Origin of the sequence: Algisphaera agarilytica, assembly GCF_014207595.1 — a bacterium.
Lineage (GTDB): Bacteria > Planctomycetota > Phycisphaerae > Phycisphaerales > Phycisphaeraceae > Algisphaera > Algisphaera agarilytica.
This window is the reverse complement of record NZ_JACHGY010000001.1, coordinates 2,876,402-2,895,345: the sequence shown is the minus strand read 5'-3', so window position 1 is coordinate 2,895,345 and position 18,944 is coordinate 2,876,402. Positions and strand designations below refer to the sequence as shown.

15 protein-coding genes are annotated in these 18,944 nt (G+C 65.0%); 6 read left to right on the top strand and 9 right to left on the bottom strand.

Features of this window, described 5'->3' with window-relative positions; translation table 11 throughout:
• Positions 1–13: 13 nt before the first annotated feature.
• Positions 14–1,051: a hypothetical protein gene (locus HNQ40_RS12465; protein WP_184678154.1), complete on the bottom strand. Its 1,038-nt coding sequence runs from the start codon at positions 1,049–1,051 to the stop codon at positions 14–16.
• A 47-nt stretch (positions 1,052–1,098) separates the two neighbouring features.
• On the opposite strand from HNQ40_RS12465, the gene HNQ40_RS12460 reads away from it, so the two are divergent.
• On the top strand, positions 1,099–1,914 hold the full coding sequence (locus tag HNQ40_RS12460) for a HEAT repeat domain-containing protein (RefSeq protein ID WP_221435519.1): 816 nt from the start codon (positions 1,099–1,101) through the stop codon (positions 1,912–1,914).
• 188 nt (positions 1,915–2,102) lie between these two features.
• On the opposite strand, the gene HNQ40_RS12455 is transcribed toward HNQ40_RS12460, so the two are convergent.
• The gene (locus tag HNQ40_RS12455) at positions 2,103–2,690 is read right to left on the bottom strand and encodes a lytic transglycosylase domain-containing protein (RefSeq protein ID WP_184678152.1); all 588 of its coding nucleotides are present in this window, start codon (positions 2,688–2,690) and stop codon (positions 2,103–2,105) included.
• Between the two features lie 76 nt (positions 2,691–2,766).
• Between HNQ40_RS12455 and HNQ40_RS12450 the strand changes: the two genes are divergently transcribed.
• Both HNQ40_RS12450 and HNQ40_RS12445 read left to right on the top strand, forming a co-directional pair.
• Positions 2,767–3,441, top strand: coding sequence for a hypothetical protein (locus HNQ40_RS12450; RefSeq protein ID WP_184678151.1), 675 nt, complete (start codon positions 2,767–2,769; stop codon positions 3,439–3,441).
• 176 nt (positions 3,442–3,617) lie between these two features.
• Positions 3,618–4,655, top strand: coding sequence for a hypothetical protein (locus HNQ40_RS12445; protein WP_184678150.1), 1,038 nt, complete (start codon positions 3,618–3,620; stop codon positions 4,653–4,655).
• A gap of 114 nt (positions 4,656–4,769) precedes the next feature.
• On the opposite strand, the gene HNQ40_RS12440 is transcribed toward HNQ40_RS12445, so the two are convergent.
• The 6 genes from HNQ40_RS12440 to thiS all read right to left on the bottom strand — a co-directional run bounded on the left by HNQ40_RS12440 (position 4,770) and on the right by thiS (position 12,221).
• Complete coding sequence (locus HNQ40_RS12440) at positions 4,770–5,540, bottom strand: PEP-CTERM sorting domain-containing protein (RefSeq protein WP_184678149.1); 771 nt, start codon at positions 5,538–5,540, stop codon at positions 4,770–4,772.
• Positions 5,541–5,765: 225 nt separating this feature from the next.
• Positions 5,766–7,232: a TolB family protein gene (locus HNQ40_RS12435; RefSeq protein WP_184678148.1), complete on the bottom strand. Its 1,467-nt coding sequence runs from the start codon at positions 7,230–7,232 to the stop codon at positions 5,766–5,768.
• A gap of 209 nt (positions 7,233–7,441) precedes the next feature.
• Positions 7,442–8,992 (bottom strand): sialate O-acetylesterase, encoded by a 1,551-nt coding sequence (locus tag HNQ40_RS12430; RefSeq protein WP_184678147.1) that lies wholly within the window; start codon positions 8,990–8,992, stop codon positions 7,442–7,444.
• A gap of 50 nt (positions 8,993–9,042) precedes the next feature.
• Entirely contained in the window at positions 9,043–11,058 is a 2,016-nt protein-coding gene (locus HNQ40_RS12425; RefSeq protein ID WP_184678146.1) for a sialate O-acetylesterase, read from the bottom strand.
• Between the two features lie 71 nt (positions 11,059–11,129).
• Positions 11,130–11,981 carry a thiazole synthase gene (locus tag HNQ40_RS12420; protein WP_184678145.1) on the bottom strand — a complete coding sequence of 284 codons (852 nt, stop codon included), beginning with the start codon at positions 11,979–11,981 and terminating at the stop codon, positions 11,130–11,132.
• 42 nt (positions 11,982–12,023) lie between these two features.
• Positions 12,024–12,221, bottom strand: a complete 198-nt coding sequence (gene thiS / locus HNQ40_RS12415) for a sulfur carrier protein ThiS (RefSeq protein ID WP_184678144.1) — start codon at positions 12,219–12,221, stop codon at positions 12,024–12,026.
• Between the two features lie 155 nt (positions 12,222–12,376).
• Here thiS and HNQ40_RS12410 point away from each other — a divergent pair, with 155 nt between their 5' ends.
• The 3 genes from HNQ40_RS12410 (at position 12,377) to HNQ40_RS12400 (ending at position 18,394) form a co-directional block, all read left to right on the top strand.
• Positions 12,377–13,048, top strand: coding sequence for a class I SAM-dependent methyltransferase (locus tag HNQ40_RS12410; protein WP_184678143.1), 672 nt, complete (start codon positions 12,377–12,379; stop codon positions 13,046–13,048).
• Positions 13,049–13,083: 35 nt separating this feature from the next.
• The gene (locus HNQ40_RS12405; protein ID WP_184678142.1) at positions 13,084–16,185 is read left to right on the top strand and encodes a hypothetical protein; all 3,102 of its coding nucleotides are present in this window, start codon (positions 13,084–13,086) and stop codon (positions 16,183–16,185) included.
• A gap of 247 nt (positions 16,186–16,432) precedes the next feature.
• Complete coding sequence (locus HNQ40_RS12400; RefSeq protein ID WP_184678141.1) at positions 16,433–18,394, top strand: hypothetical protein; 1,962 nt, start codon at positions 16,433–16,435, stop codon at positions 18,392–18,394.
• A 154-nt stretch (positions 18,395–18,548) separates the two neighbouring features.
• On the opposite strand, the gene metG is transcribed toward HNQ40_RS12400, so the two are convergent.
• Entirely contained in the window at positions 18,549–18,902 is a 354-nt protein-coding gene (gene metG / locus HNQ40_RS12395) for a methionine--tRNA ligase subunit beta (protein WP_184678140.1), read from the bottom strand.
• Positions 18,903–18,944: the final 42 nt, after the last annotated feature.

Sequence of the window (18,944 nt, the reverse complement as noted above, 5' to 3'; positions counted from 1 at the left end):
TGTTAACGAACGGTTAGAGAGATGTGAGTTCGTCGATAATACGGTCAGGGTGGGCATGCTTGTCGTGCGCCAACCACGCCGCCAGCACCACCAAAGCCAGCAACCCCACAACCGTAAGCCCTTGCCACCACAAGCCTAAAGACCAAAGCCAGGCCGCGTCGTAGACCATCAGCCAGCCCACACTCAGCCGCCTGAACCGTCGGGGCGAACCGACCCCCAGTATCGGGATCAGCCCGGGTTTCGCCACTGCCGAACCCGCCCGGGTCACCCACATCGCCACCAACGGAAAACCCAAGGTCGCCAACACCGGGCCGATCCAAACCAGCCCCCCCACCGCCGCCTGCCCCGTCTCCCGGCGGGTTCCGATCAACAGCAGAATCATCAGGGACCAGAACCCCCACCCGAGCAACACCGCCCAGATGTCGCGCGGCTTGAGCCGGGGACGCTTGTTCTCCAGGTGATGTCGCACGAGCCCGCACGCCATGACGTGGCTCAGGGTCAACCAGACGGGCCAGGCAAACCCCGTCTCCGGGTTCGGCACCGCCATCATCAACCCGTGCAGCAATCCGATCGTCACGATCCCCACCGCCGGGACGAAACGCCCCGCGAAGTTGTAAAACAGCACGCCCGCCCCCAACAACACCGCCAGCCGGAAGCTCGTCTGCCCCAACGCCCCCGCCGAGAACACCGCCACCAAGAGCGCCCCGATCGCTACCGCCGTCGCCGCCCGGACACTCACCCGCCCCTCGGCCACCGGCTTGTCGTCGCCCGCCGCATCCAACGCCAGCGCCCGGTCCTGACGCCGATCCAACACATCGTTCAGCGCCACCGCACACACGCTCAGCCCCAGCGCCGTCCCGCCCGCCGCCAAAAGCGCCCACCCCAACCCCAATCGGATCAGCTCCGCGTTGCGGTGCGCCTCGGGCTCGATGGCGAACGCCAGGTACGTCATCAGCCACGCCCCGCTCACCGTCGAGAGCACCAGCCCCAGCCGTGTCATCCCCAGCAGTTGGGCCGCGTTCAGCAGATGTCGGACGGCGTTGGGCAGCATGACCCCCTCACGATACACTCACCGCTATGCAAACGCGGCCCCGATCCTTGACCACCTTCGTCCTTGCCCTGGCGCTGGCACTTTTTGCCCTGCCCGGCTGCAGCGGCAACAAAAAGGTCAAAGAAGAATCCGAGCAGATCGCCGCGCAAAATAATCAACTCACCGATGCGCAGATCACGGTCCAGATCGCCACCGACCCTCTGGCCGACCCAGACGCCCGCCGCGAAGCCCTGATCGCGATCGCCACCTCGTCCGCCGCGGCCGAGCCGGTGTACCTCGACCTCTACCGCGCGACCCTGGCTGATCCGACCCTCGACGCGACCGTCGCCGCGGTGGCCGCCGCCGCGCTGGGCAACCACGGCCAACCCGAAGACACCGGCCGACTCACCCCCCTGCTCACGCGAGACGCAACCTTCCTGCGTTGGCAGGCCGCGGTCTCGCTCCAACGTCTGCACAACCCCCAGGCGATCGCCCCGCTCATCGGCGCCGCCACCAAAGACGAAGACCCCGATGTCCGCATGGCCTGCGCCACCGCGCTGGGCCAGTACCCGCGCCGCGACGTGTTCGATGCGTTGACCACCGTGCTCGACGACCGCGACTATGGCGTCTCCCGCGCCGCCCAGGAATCGCTCACCCTCATGGCCCAACACGACGCCGGCGACGACCCCCGCGATTGGCGCGACTTCGCCGACGCCAACAGCGCCACCCTCTTCCAAGAGCCCGGCCCCTACACCTACACCCCCTACCCGCCCCGCCGCGGCATCGTGTCGAACATCCTCTTGTTCTGGCTCAAGCCCGTCGCCCAGCCGCAGTACCCGATCGGGTACGAACCGCCCACCGACGAAACCGCCGACGCGGGTTAAGTGACGCAAAACCAAAGCGGCATCCGGTTTGATCCCCCTCCCTTGAGGGAGGGGTTAGGGGCGGGTGATGAACCTCCCTCCAAACCACGGCAATCCGTTAGCCTCAGCACCCTCCCCCGGCCCCTCCCTCAAGGGAGGGGAGTTATGACTTTACAACCGGTGCAGACAACACCGCGGCAAGCCGACTCTCACCGCTCGCCCAGCACCCGTCGCACATAAGCCCGCGTCTGCGGCCCGGCGTGTTCCTCAACAATCTGCTCAGGCGTGATCCCCGGGTTCTCGTTCTGGATCCGCCGCACCCGCGTCGGCCCCATGTGGTACGCGGTCAGCGCCAACATCTCGTTCCCATCAAAGCGATTCAGCAGATAACCGAGATAGGTCGTGCCGACTTTCAGGTTGTAGTCGGGGTCGAACAGGTTGCCACGTTTGTAGCTGGGGTTGCGTTGGAGCACGTCCTTTTCGGTGATGGGGGTGATCTGCATCAGACCCAGCGCCCCGCGGTTGGACTCGGCGTCGGCCCGCCCGCTGCTCTCGGCCATCACCACCGCGGTCACCAGATCGACATCCAACCCCGCGTCTGCGGCGTGTTTCTCGATCAACGGCATGTGCTGCTCGATCCGTTCGTCATCCCCCGCGTGCCACACCCACCGCGCCGCGTCCGGCCCGGCCCAGATCAGCACTAGCAGCCCCGACAACACCGCGATCCACACCCGCCGATCCCCGGCTGCGCGTCGTAGCTCCCGTTTCCAGCGTCCTTGCTTGGAGTGCCCACTCATCCCCGCATCATACGCCCCCCACCGCGGGCCGTTGGGGTGCAGCCGATCCCCGGCTCCCGCCGATATAACCATTCTGATGTCTACCCCCACACCCAAGCCATCGATCTCCAGCCTGTTCCACCGCCTCACCACGGTGCTGAGCGTGGCCCTGCTCGCGGGGGCGGGGGTGCTGGGCTACCAGGTCCTGCGCAACGGCGTGGCCGCTGATGTGTATCACGACCGGCTCGTCGAGCTCAACGACCAGCACAACGAGTTGATCGACCAGTACAACCAGGCCGTGACCCGCACCGCAGTGACCGAACTGCTCGTCGAGGACGGGCAGGTGTGTGTGGTGGTGCGCACCGCGGATGACCGCGAGCCGGAGGTGCATCCCGTCGCGGCCGACCCGCAGCACCCGATCTACGTGGACTACGTCGTGAAGGACAGCCGACTGCTGATCCGCCGGGTGTTTGATTCCAAGTCGGTCCCCGACGAAGCGGGCGTGATCGACTCGGCCCTCTTGGACCTCGACTGGAACGACCCCACGATCAAGCACGGCCAGGCGATCTACCGCCAGCTCTCCGACGGCCGATGGATCGTCACCGTCTCGGGCGACGGCTCACTCGCGCTGGCCAAAGTCGAGGACGACACCGAAGTCGAGCTGCTGCCCGCCCCGGCCGTGAACGACTTCGACCCCATCGAAGCCACGCAGGAACAGATCAAACAGATCACGCCCGGAGATGTGTTCGAGCGCTACTTCGGGGCCAACTAATCCCCCCGAATCCCCCATCCCCCCAAAAACCGCAAAACCGGGCGATTTACCCACCCACATGGAGGGTATTCCCCTACTCTGGAAACCCGAGGTTGTAGTAAACTTGGGGTTCACGGGTGCATGAGTCAAGGTTGCTGCACCGATGCCAGGCCACCTCATGAGACCGGAGGGGAATCATGTTCAATTCATCAAAGGGTCGTTTTTTTGCTGCCGCCACCGCATCGATCGCGGCGGGTGTCTTTGCTCTGGATGCGGGGGCAGCGGGGATCATGCCGACTTATTCGCTGACCGTCGGTGACGCGATCACCGGGGACAACGAGTTCACCGCCGATGGCCTGCAGCGTTGGGATGTTGACCCGGGGGCCGACAACTACTTCGAAGATTTTTACGAACGCCCCACCGCCCAGACCTACGAAGACCGCACCAAGCCCGGCGTGGGAACCGTCGCCGCCGCCAACGAGTACTTCGGCTACCTCGACATCAAAGAGGGTAAGTACGGCTACGACGACAACTACATGTACTTCCAGATCACGCTCAACACCGGCGTACGCAAAACCGACGACGGCGGCGTCGACGGCGACAGCTTCGGATCGGGCACGTTCTACGGTATCCGCCTCAGCGACGACGACCCCGACGGCGCCGACGGCTTGCTGCTGCGGATCGCCGGCGACTCCAAGGAACTCTGGGGCAACACCTTCGACAGCAAGTCGGCCGAGGGCTACTTCGACGCGGACGGCGACATCGGCGGGCCCGGCGGCATCACCACCGTCAACGAAAACCCCGGCTCCATGACCGGCTACGAAGCCACCCGCATCGAGAGCGACGGCGGGCTTTCGGGCGACACCGACACCAAAGTCCTGTTCTCCCGAATCATCGGCCCCGAGGACGGCGAAACCATCGACGAGAGCGTCATGCCCGTGATCGAGATCGCCTTCGCCTACCAGGTCTTCAACCAGCAGTTCGCCAACGCCGCGGTCGACCCCGCCAACCTGCAGTACCTCGAGTTCGAATCCGACCGAGGCCTGAAAGACAACGCGAACTACCTGTGGAACGACAAGTACAGCTTCACCGAAGCGGGAACGCCCTACGACTCGAACAACCAGCCCCAGAACGTCTACGAACTCGACACCGTCCGCCTGATCCCCGAGCCCGGCAGCGCCGCGTTGCTGCTCGGATTGACCGGGCTCGCTTGGCGGCGTCAACGGTCTGCTTGATCCCCTTTCCCGATACCTCCAAAGAACCAACGCATAAGCCGACACGAGCGATGACCTCGCTCGTGCCGGGGCGTTGGGTTCTTTCTCCCATGCGCCGTTGGGGGGATGCGTGACTCAGGCTGGCTGCTGGGTGCGGCGGCGGGTCGCGATGAGCAAGGCACCGCCGGCCATCAAGAGCAGGCTGCCCGGCTCGGGGACGGTTTCCACGTTGATCCGGGGCGCAAGGCTGGGGCCGTTGTTACCCGAGTAGAAACGTGTGTCGGTGCCGGTCATGCCGATGTGTTCGAGGCGGAGCAGCACGACGGATTTGGTCGGGTCCAGCAGGTACTCGGCGTGGCGTGCGGCGACGAACGCGGTGACGTCCTGCAGGAACCTGGTGTCGACGGGGTCGAAACCCATGGTCGTGGTGGCGAAGGTGTCGGTGATGAGCGTGTAGTCGCCGGCGTTGTATTCGCCGGTGGTGGTCGGGTCGGTGTTGGGCACCGCAGACGGGTCGAGCGCGGCCGAGAGGTTGTTGGTCTTGCCCATCACTCGGACCGACACGCCGGGGTACCACCCCACGTCGCGGACCATGCGGAGCTCTGCGTTGGTCACGGTATCGCCTTTGCCCGCCAGCGATGCGAGGTCGAATTGGAGGATGGTTTTGTAGGTCGTGCTGCCGTCGTTCCAGACGCTGACGTCCGCGTCGCCCCAGCCCTGGGTTCGGATGGGCTCGGGCGGGGCGAAGGGATCGATGAGCTCTCGGATTTCGTAGTCCAGCGGGTCAGAGTAGATCGAGGTCACCGCGGCGTTAGCGGATGAAACCCCGCAGGCCAGGGCCAGGCCGGCGAGCGCCGCGGTACGGGTGAGGGGGCGTGAAAATCGTTGGGAAAGGCGGAGGTTCATGTCGTGCTCGCGTGGTGGGTTTGCTGGGAGTGGCCCGCCGGATGGCCGGGTTCAACAGCGATACCCCACACGAGCGGCGACGCTGCGCGAGCATTCGAAAAAATCTTTTTGATGGTTTAGCGGGCGGCACAAAGTGCCCCGCGTGCGGTCACAGGAAAACACGGAACGCGGGACGCTACGCGTCACCCGCTAAACACGAGATTAAATCGGTTGCCCGTAAGAATTTTATTCCTGAATCCCGAACGGGATCCGCCAGATGGACCAGCTCTCGCCGCGGTTCGACAGGAAGTAGATCTCCTTGCCGTCGGGCGACATCAGGGGGAAGCGGTCGGAGCTGCCGTTGGTCGTGAGCTGCTGCTTGTCGGTGCCGTCGGCCCGCATCATCCAGATGTCTTCGTTCGGGCGGCCGGTGGGGTCGGTGCCTTCCATCGAGGTGTACAGGATGTACCGGCCGTCGGGCGACCACGAAGGATTGCTGAACGGCTTGATCAATTCCAGGTCCGCGGTGCGGTTCGCATCGAACAGCATCCGCTCGGTGTTGGAGAGCGACTGGCGGTAGCGTTTCATGATCGCGTTGGCGCCGCTGGTGAGCTGGATCCCGTTGCTGCCGTCGGGGTCGATCACCCAGAGGTTGCCGTCGTCGGGGTTGATGAAGGCGATGTGCTGGCCCTCGGGCGAGATCGCGGGCGACTCGCCGCGGGTGATCTGGGTGGGGAACTCGTTGGGGCCGTAGTGCGTCCAGACTTGCTGATCGGTCACGATTTGGCGGACCGGGTCGAGGTTGACCACGCTGAAGGCGACGGTGCCGTCGGCCGCGGAGGTGGGCTTGAGCACCATGCCGTTGCGGTGGTTGACGTAGATGTCGGAGATGCCGGACCGGCCGTTGGCCTTGATGCCGAGGATGCCCAGCAGGTCGCCGCGTCGGTTGGACGAGAACAGGATGCGCTCGCCGTCGGCGCTGAAGCTGGGGAACATGTCCTGGAAGTCTTCGGTGGTGATGTGCTGGACCCCGCCGCCGACGATATTGATCGCCCGCAGGTTCGCGCCCTTGAGGGTGTAGACGCGCTGGTCTTCGAGGCTCAGGCTCTCGGCGTCGAGGGCACTCAGCGGGCTGGCGTAGACCGCTTCGGAGTAGACCAAGCGGTCACCTTCGGGCGAGATGGCCAGGCCCTGGATGCCGCGGTTCTCGCCGAAGTCCACGATCAGCGTGGGCACCGCCCCGCCGGCCTCGGTGATGTCCTTGAACGACCGCGTCTTGCTCAGCACGCCGACCCACTTGCCCTTGGGCGTGAGCAGCACCTCGACCACCGGCACGGGCACGTAAGGCTTCTCTTCCAGCGTGAACGACAGCGTGCGGGATTTGTCGGCCCCTTCTTCGAGCGCGTTGTACCCCGCGGTGTCGATCGTCTGCTGGCCCGGCAGATAACGCTCGGCCTGCAGGGTCGTGGGCATGACCTCCACGGTGTAGGTCTTGTTGTTCTTCTCGGAAAACTCCAGCTCGGCCAAGAGTGGCGAGGGGCCGGACGCCAACAGACGCCCGCCGGGGTCGGTCACCGTGACGGTCGCGCCGCTGGGCGACGAGGTGACCAGGAGCTTGCTGGTGCAGCCGACTAGGGCCAGCGCCGCGACCAACACCACCGCGAACCCCAATCTCGGGTTCAGCAGGCGGCAAGCTGTTTCGTATCCACTCATCAAATCACCCGGCTCCTGGGCTGGTGCGAACCGACATCCCGCGTCATACGAAAAAACAACGCGCATCCCTCACTATATCGATGCCCGGGCCCCAAAGCATAGAAAATGGCGTTTTTCACGCTATCGGACGCGGACAGAGCGGTGTTCACATTGTAGTCGCCCGTTTTCTGGAAACGCGGATAACAAGGCAAGCCACATGTGTTCCACGCTCAGTCGAGCGTCGGCACCGGGTCAGTGCGGAACGGCATCGCGGGAAGGCCCTCAGCGTTCACGAGGTTGATGCCCTGCGGGCCGTCTGCGGGATTCACACTGAACGCATAACGGATTTCGAACGGTCCATCGAATCCTTCAGGATGAGTCAATCGCACGGTATCTCGTTTGCGCGGCTCGATCTCGGCGTTAGCCCAGACCCAGTTTGACTCGGGATTTCTGCGGATCGCAAAGCCACGCGGGGGCTGATCGTCGGTCGTCGTCAACCCTTCAGCAAAATTCCAGCGAACCGTCGCAACCCCGGGTTCAGTCGAGTCATAACCGATGGCATACATTTGCGGCCCCACCGGCACGACCGACTTGTTTCCGTAGACGTATCGCTCGGCGAGACGCGCAAAGCGACGACCGACATCTTGTTTGTTTCGAGGATGAATGTCGTTGGCATCACCCAGGTCAATCGCGGTGGTTGCCCAGGTGTTCTTGGTGGCCGCCGCCACCGCCGCCTGGCTATCGCGCAGCTCCGCCCAATCGTCGTAGGCCGGGGGCTGGGCGGGATGCTTACGAAAGCTGGCTAACTGCACAATCAAAAAAGGGAAGTCGCGTGCTTCCCCCGGCTGAGACCACAGCTCACGCCAGTCTTCGATCATCATCGGCAGCAGCGTGCGGTACTCCAGCGGAACCCCGCGGTTGGCGTTGTTCTCGCCCTGGTACCAGATCACGCCGCGATGCGCGAACGGCGCCACCGGGTGGATCATGCCGTTCCAGAGTGCCGCGGGGATGTGTTGTTTCTTGACGGGCTTGTCGTGGCTGGCGGCCGCAAGTTTCTCGTCGTACTCCAGAACCACCCCCGCGGTCACCGGGCTCGACTCCAGGCTCTGCCGTGACGTATAGGCCTCGGCACTCGCACCGCCCCAGGCCGTCTGGTAGAGCCCAATCGGCACACCCTGCGATTCGAATAACGCCCGGCCGAAGTAGAAACCCACCGCAGAAAAGCCGCCGATCGTTTCCGGCGAGGCCACCTGCCATTGTCCACCGGTGCTGAACTGCGGCTCGGCTTTCGAAACCATCGGATTACTGAAGTGGCGGATGAGCGGGTAGTCCGCCGCGGCGATCTCGGCCTCGGCGCCAGCGGCGTTCATCACCTTCCAACGCATGTTCGATTGCCCCGAGCAGTGCCAGACCTCGCCCACCAGGACATTCTTAAAGCGCTTCGACACTTCGTCCTTGCCATCGCCAGCCACCACGGAAAGCACCACCGGATCCGCGTTTGCCTCCATCGCCGGTAGATCGACTCGCCAAACACCATTCTCACCAGCGACTGTGGCGGCCTCGACTTCGCCGAAGGTCACGGTAATGCTCTGCCCGGGCTCGGACGTACCCCATACCGGCACCGGCATGTTGCGTTGCAGCACCATGTGATCCGAGAAGATCGCGGGAAGCTCCAAAGCCAACGCAGGCACGGAGAACACAAAAAAAGTACACACAAACAGGGGTAAGCGATTCATCATGTTGGACCCGATTTCTTGAATAACGAACCAATGATCGTCCAAGTTCCAAAGCTAGACATTTCCCAGTGATTCAATCCGCTTTCGTAATCTACTTACTGAAGCGCCTGGAATGGGAAAGCAGGCAGGCCCGCGGCGTTGACGAGGTTGATCCCGCGAGGCCCGTCGGTCGGGTTGTTGGCCCAGCCGTAGCGGACGGCGAACGGGGCCTCGATGCCTTCGGGGGCGTGAACCAAGACGCTGTGGCCCTCGATCTCGGCAGATTCTGCCCAGACCCATTTCCCGTCCGCCTCGACTTGGACCGCAAAGCCGCGTGGCGTCTCACCGTTGGAGGTGGCCAAGCCTTCGGCGTGGTCGAAATGGATGCGCATCGTGCGTGGCGAGCTTTCGCCGGCCGCCTCGGCGACGGTGAACGTCGGGCCCTGATCCACCACGGACTCGTCGCCATAGACACGACGTTCGGCGATCAACGCCAGCCGCCGCCCCACCTCTTGCTTGTTGCGCGGGTGGATGTCGGCCGCGTCGCCGATGTCGATCGCGGTGGCGAGATACGTGTTAGGGTGGGTCTTGGCGGTTGTGTGTTGCATATCCCGCAGCGACGCCCAGCTACTCTCGCCGGGCTGGGCCGGTGGCGAGGTGTAGTTGGCCAACTGCACCGCCAGGAACGGCGTCTCGCGTGCCTCGCCGGGTTGGTCCCAGAGCGTGCGCCAATCCTCGATCACCTTTTTCATCAGCGTGTCGTAGGATTCGTGTCGCCCGAGGTTGGATTCGCCCTGGTACCAGATCACGCCGCGGTGCGCGAACGGGGCCACGGGGTGGATCATGGCGTTGAACAGATGCGCGGGCCGATGGTTGGGCCCCCAGGACAACTCGAAGCCGCTGCGGATCGCGTCGGGCGACATCGCCACGTGATTCAGCAAACGCCACGGTCCGGCCAGGGAAATACGTTCTTCGGCGTTGCCCTTGGGCTGGATGTACATCGCGGCCGGCGAGCCGAAGACCCCGCCCAATCCGCCGGGGTCGAAGATGCGCACGGCGATGGTCAGCTCGGTGGTGTCCACCTGCTCGGCGGGCACGGTGTAGTTGCGCTGCACGTAATGCGGATTCTCGCCCGCGGTGCGCCCGACCTCGTGGCCGTTGACGAAAGCGATGTCGGTCTGACGGATCCGAGCGAGCCGAAGCTCCAACGACTGTCCTATCCACGATTCGGGGATGGTGACCTTGCGACGAACCCAGAAGACGCCGTCGCTGCGACGGAAGATGTTCTGGCTGTAGCCGGAAGGCATGCTCTGCTGAGCCCAATCGCGGTCATCCAAGTCCGGAGCAGCCAATCGCTCTGTGTCGTCGGGACCCGGGTCCTGGTGGTTGGTGGGCAACTCCTCCCAACCGGGGGAACCGGCGCGTTTCTCGGCCAAGACATCCAGGTCCTTGTCGTAACGCTGCACATAGTCTTGCAGTTGCGGTTGGGCTTCGAGCGACGCGCGGGACGCGAAGGCCTCGGCTGGTGTGCCGCCCCACGACGTCAACACCAGACCGACCGGCACGTCCAGGTCTTGCTGCAGCTTGCGCCCGAAGTAATACGCCACCGCCGAGAACGGCCCGATGGTGTCGGGCGAGCACAGCTTCCATTGCCCCTCGCCCATCTCGTCCGGCTCGGGCAAGGCCCGCTCGGGCACCCGGAACAAGCGGATCTCGGGGTGGTCCGCCGCGGCGATTTCTTCCTTCGCGTTGGCGGAGTTGGAGACCACCCAGCCCATGTTGGATTGCCCCGAGCAGTGCCAAACCTCGCCGACCAGGATGTCCTCAAAACGTTTCTTCGCCTCGCCGGACGAACCCCCGGCTTCGACGGTCAGGACCACAGGCTTGAAGCTCGCCACCATCGCCGGCAGATCGACTCGCCAATCGCCCTTTTCATCCGCGATCGCTTGGACCTCCATCCCCGCCAACTTCACCGTCACCTCCTGCACCGGCTCGGCCGTGCCCCACACCGGCACCGATATGCCGCGTTGCAGCACCATGTGATCCGAGAAGATCGCGGGAAGCTCCAAAGCCGACGCCGACAGTGAAAGCACAAAAACAGCGCACGCAAACAGCGAAAGGCGATTGGTCATATTGGACTCGGTCTAGAGGTAAAAACAGAACGACGGAACTTACGAAACTCGGCAGAAACGCGGGCCCGGGTTTACTCCCCGGGGATGTAGCTGATCACGCCGTCCCACGGCGAACTGGCGGTGGCGTAGAGCTTCTTGGGGATGCGGCCGGCTTTGTAGGACAGGCGGCCGGCTTCGAGGGCGTGGCGCATGGCGCTGGCCATGGTGATCGGGTCGCTGGCGTGGGCGATGCCGGTGTTGAGCAGGACGCCGTCGGCGCCGAGTTCCATAGCCACCGTGACATCGCTCGCCGTGCCGACGCCGGCGTCGAGGATGACGGGGTAGTCGGGGTCGCCGTCTTTGAGGGTCTCGAGGATGATCGTGATCGCGTTGGGGTTGAGCACGCCCTGGCCGCTGCCGATGGGCGAGCCGGCGGGCATCACGCTCGCCGCCCCGGCTTCCTTGAGCTTGGCCGCCATCACGGGGTCGTCACTCGTGTAGCACAACACTTTGAATCCATCGGCGACCAATTCTTTGGTCGCTTCGAGTGTGCCGACGGGGTCGGGCAGCAGGGTCTTCTTGTCGTTGAGCACTTCGAGCTTGACCCAGTCCTTGCCGGGGTTGTCGAGCTGGTCGAGGATCTCCCGGCCGAGCTTTGCGACACGCACCGCGTCCTCGGCGGTGAAGCAGCCCGCGGTGTTGGGCAGGATGGTGTAGCGATCGGTATCGAGGAACTCGAGCATCGAGCGCCCCTCGGCATCGACCAGCCGTTCACGGCGGACCGCGACGGTCACGACCGACGCCCCCGAGGCGTCCAGGGCGTGCTGCATCTGCTCGTAGTCTTTGTATTTGCCCGTGCCCACAATCAGACGCGAGGCCAGCGTCTTGCCGCCGACGATCAGCGGCTGGTCTTCGGTGACGGGAGCAGTCGTGGTGGAACTCATGTCCAAGTCTTTCTCAAATCTAAAATCAAAAATCTTAAGCGTTCAACCCCCACCCACGAGGGTGACCAGCTCCAGCACGTCGCCGTCTTTGAGCGGGGTCGTCGCGTGGTCCCGTTTGGGCACGACGTCCTTGTTCAGCTCGACCGCCACGGCCTGGCCGGCCATGCCCAAAGCCTCCAGCAGCGTGTCCACGCGGTCGGCCGCGACGTCCTGGGGTTGTCCGTTGATGGTTAGTTTCATCCTGCCCACAGTGTAGCTGTCCCCGCTGGGTAGGTCAGGTCTTCGGCCTGACCCCGGGTTTTCAATCGCCTCGCGTCAGGTCGAAGACCTGACCTACAAAGTTGCTCCCAACGCCCCGGCGAGCGGGCCCGGGGCATGTTATTCTGATCGCTTCAATGAGTGATTCCCATCCCCAAACCAACGCCTCGATGAGCGAGCCCGAGACGAGCAAGCTCTACGACCTGTGGGCCAAGTTCTACGACCACACGTTTGGGGCCCTGGTCCACAAACGACAACACCGTGCCCTCAAGCAACTCCGCCACCAGCCGGGCGACCGTGTGCTGGACCTGGGCGTAGGCACCGGCATGACCCTCGGGCACTACCCCCGGGACATGCAGGTCGTGGGCATGGACCTCTCGCCGGGCATGCTCGCCAAGGCGCAGCAGAAGGTCGACGAGCAGGGCCTGGACCACGTCCAGCTCCTGCTGGGCAACGCCCTGGAAACACCCTTTGCCGACCACAGCTTCGACCACGTGGTCATCAGCCACACGATCAGCGTGGTGAGCGAGCCCAACAAACTGCTGCACGAGGCCAAACGCTTGGTGAAGCCCGACGGCCGGATCATCGTGCTCAACCACTTCCGCTCGTACAAACCTGTCGTGAGCTGGTTCGAACGCATCACCAACCCGATCTTCGTGAAGATCGGCTGGCGGTCGGACCTACGTCTCGAGGAATGCCTCGAAGGCGTCGGCCTCCGCGTGCTGTACCACTTCAAGATGAGCACCGTCGACTTCTGGCAGATCGTCGTGCTCACCCCACGGATGCGTTCGCTCTCGCCCGCCGCCTAACCCCACCGCCCCGCCTCACTCACAGGACGTCACGGATGACCCAACGCCACCCCCGCCATCGCCGACTGATCGCGTCGGGACTCGGGGCGTGTCTGTCGTTGGCGGCGCCCGGGCTCATCGGGGTGCATGCGTCGGCCGACGCCCAGGCCGCCGAGGTGGACCTGCCCCCCGCGGCGCTCGAATCTTTGTTCGCCGACCCGCTGGTGGATTTCGAGGCCCGCATGACCGCGCTCGAAGTCACCACCTGGCAAGACGGCAACGCCCGCATGATGCTGCTGCGCGGCGACGCCTCGCTCAGCGTCGGGGCGTACGGCTTCAACGGCTCGACCATCGTTGTCCGCATCGAGAACCAATCCATCGACGCCGGGACGGTCCGCCACATCGCCGCCTGGTTCCAAGACGCCCAGCCGGTCTACGGCATCGGCTCCACCCGGGCGGGCCTGCAACCGCGGGACGGCCGCAACCCGCTGGCCGATGAATCACGCCAGCCCGGCCTGCTTGTCACCGCGTCTACCCTCGGCAAGGTCCGCCTCGATGAACCCGGCAGCTTCGAGCAGGTCGACCGCGCCCCCGCGGAGCATTCAGCGGTCATCCATCAGGCGATGCAGCGGCTGGCCGACCACCGACGAGCCCTGCAGCGGCCGGGCCTGCTGGTCCCCGAGGCCGAGGGGCTGTCGGCCGCGACGGCGATCCGCAAGCAGCGCCGCCGGGCCCAGATCGAAGAAGAACAGCGCCGCCTCTACGACGCGGTCCCCGGCGAAGCCGTCGCCGACTTGCCGCAGGTCCCCGAAGACACCGAGGACCTCAAGCCGGATCAGAGCATCCTGCCCGCCCGCGGCGTCGTGGCCTACGCCATGGATTCGTGGTCGGCCCAGATCGGCGACGAAGAAACCGCCGTGTCGCTGGTCGGTGATGTCCAGCTGGTCTTTGAAGACTTCCGCGACGGCCGGGTCGTCACGCTCCGGTCCGAGCGGGTGGTGTTGTTCGTGGCCAACGACGACGAGGCCGACCCGTTCGACGCGGGGGTGGGCCAACTCGACGCCGGTGCCTTGCGTGGCGTGTATCTCGAAGACAACGCCATCGTCAGCGATGGCACGTACACCGTCCGCTCGCCGCGGATGTTCTACGACCTGGCCCGCAACCGCGCGACGCTGCTCGACGCGGTGTTCTATGCGTTCGACGCCCGCCGGCAGGTCCCGCTGTATGTCCGGGCCGACAGCGTCCGCCAGACCTCGGCGACCGACTTCCTGGCCCGCGACGCCCGGCTGACCACCAGCGAGTTCGCCACGCCCCACTTCTCCATCGGTGCGGGAGAGCTGAGCTTCCAGCAGGTCCGCCGCCCCGACGGCGAGACCGGCTCGTTCTTCACCGCCCGCGGCACCACGCTCAATGTCGGCGAAACCCCCGTTTTCTACTGGCCCGAGCTGTCGGCCTACGGCGAAGACTCGCCGCTTCGCAGCCTCAACGCCCGCTACTCGTCCAACTCGGGCGTCGAGATCGAGACGACCTGGGACCTCTTTGCCATGCTCGGCAAGACCCGGCCCGAAAACGTCGACGCCGAGTTCAACCTCGACTACCTCGGCGAGCACGGCCCGGGCATCGGCACGTCGGGTCGGTACGACTCGCGCAACAACCTCGGCGAGTTCCGCGGCTACCTGCTCGTGGACGACTCGGGTGAAGACGAGATCGGCGGACGTGAGATCAACCAGGAAGACGAGATCCGCGGCGTCGCCAACGTGCGTCACCGCGAATACCTGCCGGGCAACTTCGAGCTCACCCTCGAGGGCGCGTTCGTCTCCGACCCGACGTTCCTCGAAGCGTTCTACCCCAGCGAGGCCGCGGCCGGGAAGCTCTACGAAACCTCGGCCCACCTGAAGTGGCAGGAAGAAGACCAAGCACTCGACTTCCTGGCGACCACCAACCTCTCGGGTTTTGTCGAACAGCTCGACGAGCTGCAATCCCAGGGCTACTACGTCGAACGCTACCCCGAACTCAGCCACCGCGTCATCGGCGGCAGCCTGCTGGGCAACCAGGTCACCTGGCACAGCCAGACCTCGTTCTCCCAGCTCCGCATCGTCGGCGAAGACGACACCCCCGGCGACCGCGGGTTCACCGACGCCCAGTCCCTGCGGTTCTTCGGCATCACCGCCAACCAGAGTTTCAGCGACCGCCTCGACGCGGCGGGCTTCCCGGATCAGAGTGTCCGGCGATTTGATAGCCGGCAGGAATTGTCGCTGCCGATGGCTTCCGGCCCGCTCGACATCACGCCGTACGTCGTCGGCCGGCTCACCGCTTACGACGAGGACTTCGTCGACTTCGGCAACACCGACGGCGATCAGGTCCGGCTCTGGGGCGAGGCCGGCCTGCGATTGGGCACGCAGTTCTCTAAAGCAGACGGCAGCGCCCAGTCGAGCCTGCTGGATGTCGACGGCATCCGCCACGTCGTCGAGCCCGGCGCCACGGTGTTTCTCAACGGCAGCACCATCGACCCGAACAACCTGCCCGAGTACGACGACGACGTCGAGAGCCTGGCCGAGGGAGCGGGCGTGAAGCTGGGCATGATCAACACCTGGCAGACCCGCCGCGGCGGCCCGGGCCGGGAACGCACGGTCGACTGGATCACGCTGCAGACCGACCTGGTCTTCCGCAGCGACGACTCGGATGTTGAGACCGACATCGCCCGGTTCTACGACTACCGCCCCGAGTACAGCGTCGGCGGCGACCACTTCTACACCGAGCTGCTGTGGATGGTCACCGACACCCTCGGCGTGGCGGGCCAGCTGACCCACAGCTTCGAGTCGGACCGCGTCGCCCAGTGGCGCGTCGGCGGAAGCCTCGATCACACCCCCCGGCTGAACTCGTTCGTGTCCTACGAAGAGATCGACGTGCTGGACAACGAACTGCTGACCTGGGGCTTCGGCTACCACCTGACGACCAAGTACCGCCTGGGCTTCCAGCAGACCCTGGACTTCTCCGAGAACGATTCCCGCCAGATCGACCTGGTCGTCGACCGCCAGCTGCCCCGCTGGACCCTGCGGATCAAGGTCGGCTTCGACGAGATCGACGACGAGCAGACCATCGGCTTCACCCTGATCCCCGACGGCCGCGACGAGCGGTCCTCCGTCTTCGGATTCTGATTGAAGCTGTGAGCTTGCTTGCCTTTACCCCTCCCCCGCCGGGGGAGGTGGCCCGCGAAGCGGGTCGGAGGGGGCACTCCCCGAAACCCTGTGGCAGAGGGCTCACATTCCCCCTCAGTCGCCTGCGGCGACAGCTCCCCCGAGGGGGGAGCGGGGTTTGCACTCCCCCCGTCTTCACTGCGGTATACTGCCCGACTCGAAAATCGCGATTTGACTGATCCCCCGCCCCCTCTGTGGAGCTTGCCCCGTGTTTAAATTCTTCCGCCAATACAACAAGATCATCCTCGTCGTGGGGGGCTGCGTGCTCATGGTCGCCTTCCTCATCCCCCAGGCGGTGGAGATGTTCGGCCCGAACCCCGCCAAAGAGAAGATCGGCACGATGCACGGCGAGAAGGTCACCCGCGGTCAGGCCGAGTTCGCCGCCCGCGAGATAGACCTGCTCCAGCAGCTACCTTTTGGCAACGGGATGATCACCGACGACGCGATCGCCTGGCTCATGATCCAGGCCGACGCCGAGGAGATGGGCCTGTACGCCAGCAACCGCGAAGTCGATCTGGCCATGCAATCGGTCGGCCTCGACACCGAGACCGTGCAGGAACTGGCCAGCACCCGCAAGACCACCGTGGCGACCATCCGCGAGATCGTCCGCCACTGGTTGGTCGCCGAGCAGTACCGCCAGACCGTGCTGGGCACCTCCTACCGCGACCCGCGCGGCGGCTCGCCTTCGTTGGCGGTTAACCGACTCGAGATCATCTTCCAGAGCATGCAGCAGCTGCAACAGTTCGGAAACATGCCGCCCCAGTTCCGCAGCCAGTACATCCAGTTCGCGATCGCCGAGGCCAACGGCACCCGCCGCCTCAGCGCCCCACGTCTGGCCCAGTTCGCGCAGAACAACTTCGCCAACGTCACCGGCCGGGTCGTGCTGATCCTCCCCGACCTCGAAGCCGCCCCGCAACCCGAACAGGACCAACTCACCGAAGTGTTTGAGGCCTACAAGAACAACCTCGAAGGCACCGGCGAGCCGTTCCCCTTTGGCTACATGTACCCCGACCGCGTGAAGCTCACCTACCTGCAGATCCCGATGCGTGAAGTGCGGGACCAGGTGAACATCGAGTACCTGGACGTGCTGGACGCGTACAAAGCCTTCCCCGCCCGGTTTGCGGATGAAGAGGGCAACATCCCCGACAACCCGACCCCCGAAGCGGTGGCGGCGTTGACTGTCGAACTCACCGACCGCCGGGCCGAGCAGTTCGCCACCAAGGTGCTGGCCACGGTCCAGAGTCTGCTTGCGGAAAACCAGCGTGGGCAGTCGCGGGTCGAGGGCTATCTCGAGCTGAGCGAAGACTTCACGCCTTTGGCCTGGGAAGAGATCATCTCGGCCGTCGAAGCGGAGCAAGGCGTCAAGCTGCAAGCGCAGGGCAACGCCAACGAATGGATCGCCCTCACCGACCTGGCCACGCTGCCGGGCATCGGCCAGACGATCATCGGCGAAGGCGGCCAGGGCGTGCGGTTTGACCAATACGTCAGTGCGACCCGCAAGCTGGTCGAAGACCCGACGCAGGTGCTCCGCAGCATGCGGACGCAGGTCGGCATCGCCAGCAAGGCGCTGCGTGGCTTCAACGGCGACATGTACCTGTTCCGCATCGAAGACGCCGAGCTCGCCCACGCCCCGGAAACCCTCGAAGAGGTTCAGGAACGCGTGATCGCGGATGCGAAGCTGATCGCGGCATACGAGCGGCTGGTCGCCGAGGCCGAGTCGTGGCAGACCCTAGCGGTTGCTGAGGGACTCGACGCCGTGGCTGCTGCGGCCGAGACGACGGTGCAGGACCTGGCACCGTTCCAGAAGGTCGCGGGCACCGAAGGTGCGGCGCCTGAAGTGCCGGGCGTGGGCGTGAGCCGTGACTTTGTGGATGCGGCGTTTGCCTTGGCGGTGGCGGCGGACGAGTCGGAGACGCCGATCGCCGACCTGCCGGCCGAGCAGCGTGTGGCGGTGACCCCGGTGCCCAACGCCGAGATCGGCCCGTCGCTGGCGGTGTACGTGCTGGACGAATTCGCCCCGCTGACCCGCGCGGGCTACGAGGAAGCGGTCAACACCGGCGCGACCATCGCGGTGGACGCCTCGCTGGACAGCGCCGACACCCCCAACCCGCTGTCGGCCGAGGCGATGGCCAAGCGGGTCGGGTTCGACCTCGAAGCCTACGAAAACTGATTCCCCCATTAGCCCCGGGCTATGCCCGGGGGCGGGGTTTATGCGGGGGCGGGTTATGCGGGGCGGGGTTTACACACGTGCCGTGGTTTACACACGTGGCGGGGGTGAGGGTTAAACACCGACCCCGGGCAGAGCCCGGGGCTAACCAGGGCGATCAGCCCACCGACGAGCCGGCCGGCACGGGTTTGCCCGGGGCCAGCAGGACCACATCCGTGACTTCTTCGCCGTCCATCGCGGACGCGGCCATCAGCATGCCGTTGGATTCCTCGCCGCGGATCTTGCGGGGGGCGAGGTTGGCCACCACGATAATCTGGCGACCCACCAGCTCGGCCGGGTCGTAGTAAGCCTTGACCCCGGCGCAGATCTGGCGTTGTTCGCTGCCCAGGTCGATCTGCAGCTTCAGCAGCCGGTCGGCGTTGGGGTGGGCCTCGGCCTCCAGGATGGTGGCGACACGCAGGTCGAGCTTGACGAAATCGTCGAACGTGATGGTTTCTTTGAATTCTGACATTCCGGGGCTCCGTGAGGTTATCCTGAGGGTTTGGCGGCGGAA

Coding starts and splice junctions, on each gene's coding strand:
- HNQ40_RS12445 (WP_184678150.1), top strand. CDS start 3,618: ATGTTCAATTCATCAAAGGGTCGTTTTTTTGCTGCCGCCACCGCATCG.
- HNQ40_RS12455 (WP_184678152.1), bottom strand. CDS start 2,690: ATGAGTGGGCACTCCAAGCAAGGACGCTGGAAACGGGAGCTACGACGC.
- thiS (WP_184678144.1), bottom strand. CDS start 12,221: ATGAAACTAACCATCAACGGACAACCCCAGGACGTCGCGGCCGACCGC.
- HNQ40_RS12410 (WP_184678143.1), top strand. CDS start 12,377: ATGAGTGATTCCCATCCCCAAACCAACGCCTCGATGAGCGAGCCCGAG.
- HNQ40_RS12425 (WP_184678146.1), bottom strand. CDS start 11,058: ATGACCAATCGCCTTTCGCTGTTTGCGTGCGCTGTTTTTGTGCTTTCA.
- metG (WP_184678140.1), bottom strand. CDS start 18,902: ATGTCAGAATTCAAAGAAACCATCACGTTCGACGATTTCGTCAAGCTC.
- HNQ40_RS12440 (WP_184678149.1), bottom strand. CDS start 5,540: ATGAACCTCCGCCTTTCCCAACGATTTTCACGCCCCCTCACCCGTACC.
- HNQ40_RS12420 (WP_184678145.1), bottom strand. CDS start 11,981: ATGAGTTCCACCACGACTGCTCCCGTCACCGAAGACCAGCCGCTGATC.
- HNQ40_RS12465 (WP_184678154.1), bottom strand. CDS start 1,051: ATGCTGCCCAACGCCGTCCGACATCTGCTGAACGCGGCCCAACTGCTG.
- HNQ40_RS12450 (WP_184678151.1), top strand. CDS start 2,767: ATGTCTACCCCCACACCCAAGCCATCGATCTCCAGCCTGTTCCACCGC.
- HNQ40_RS12435 (WP_184678148.1), bottom strand. CDS start 7,232: ATGAGTGGATACGAAACAGCTTGCCGCCTGCTGAACCCGAGATTGGGG.
- HNQ40_RS12405 (WP_184678142.1), top strand. CDS start 13,084: ATGACCCAACGCCACCCCCGCCATCGCCGACTGATCGCGTCGGGACTC.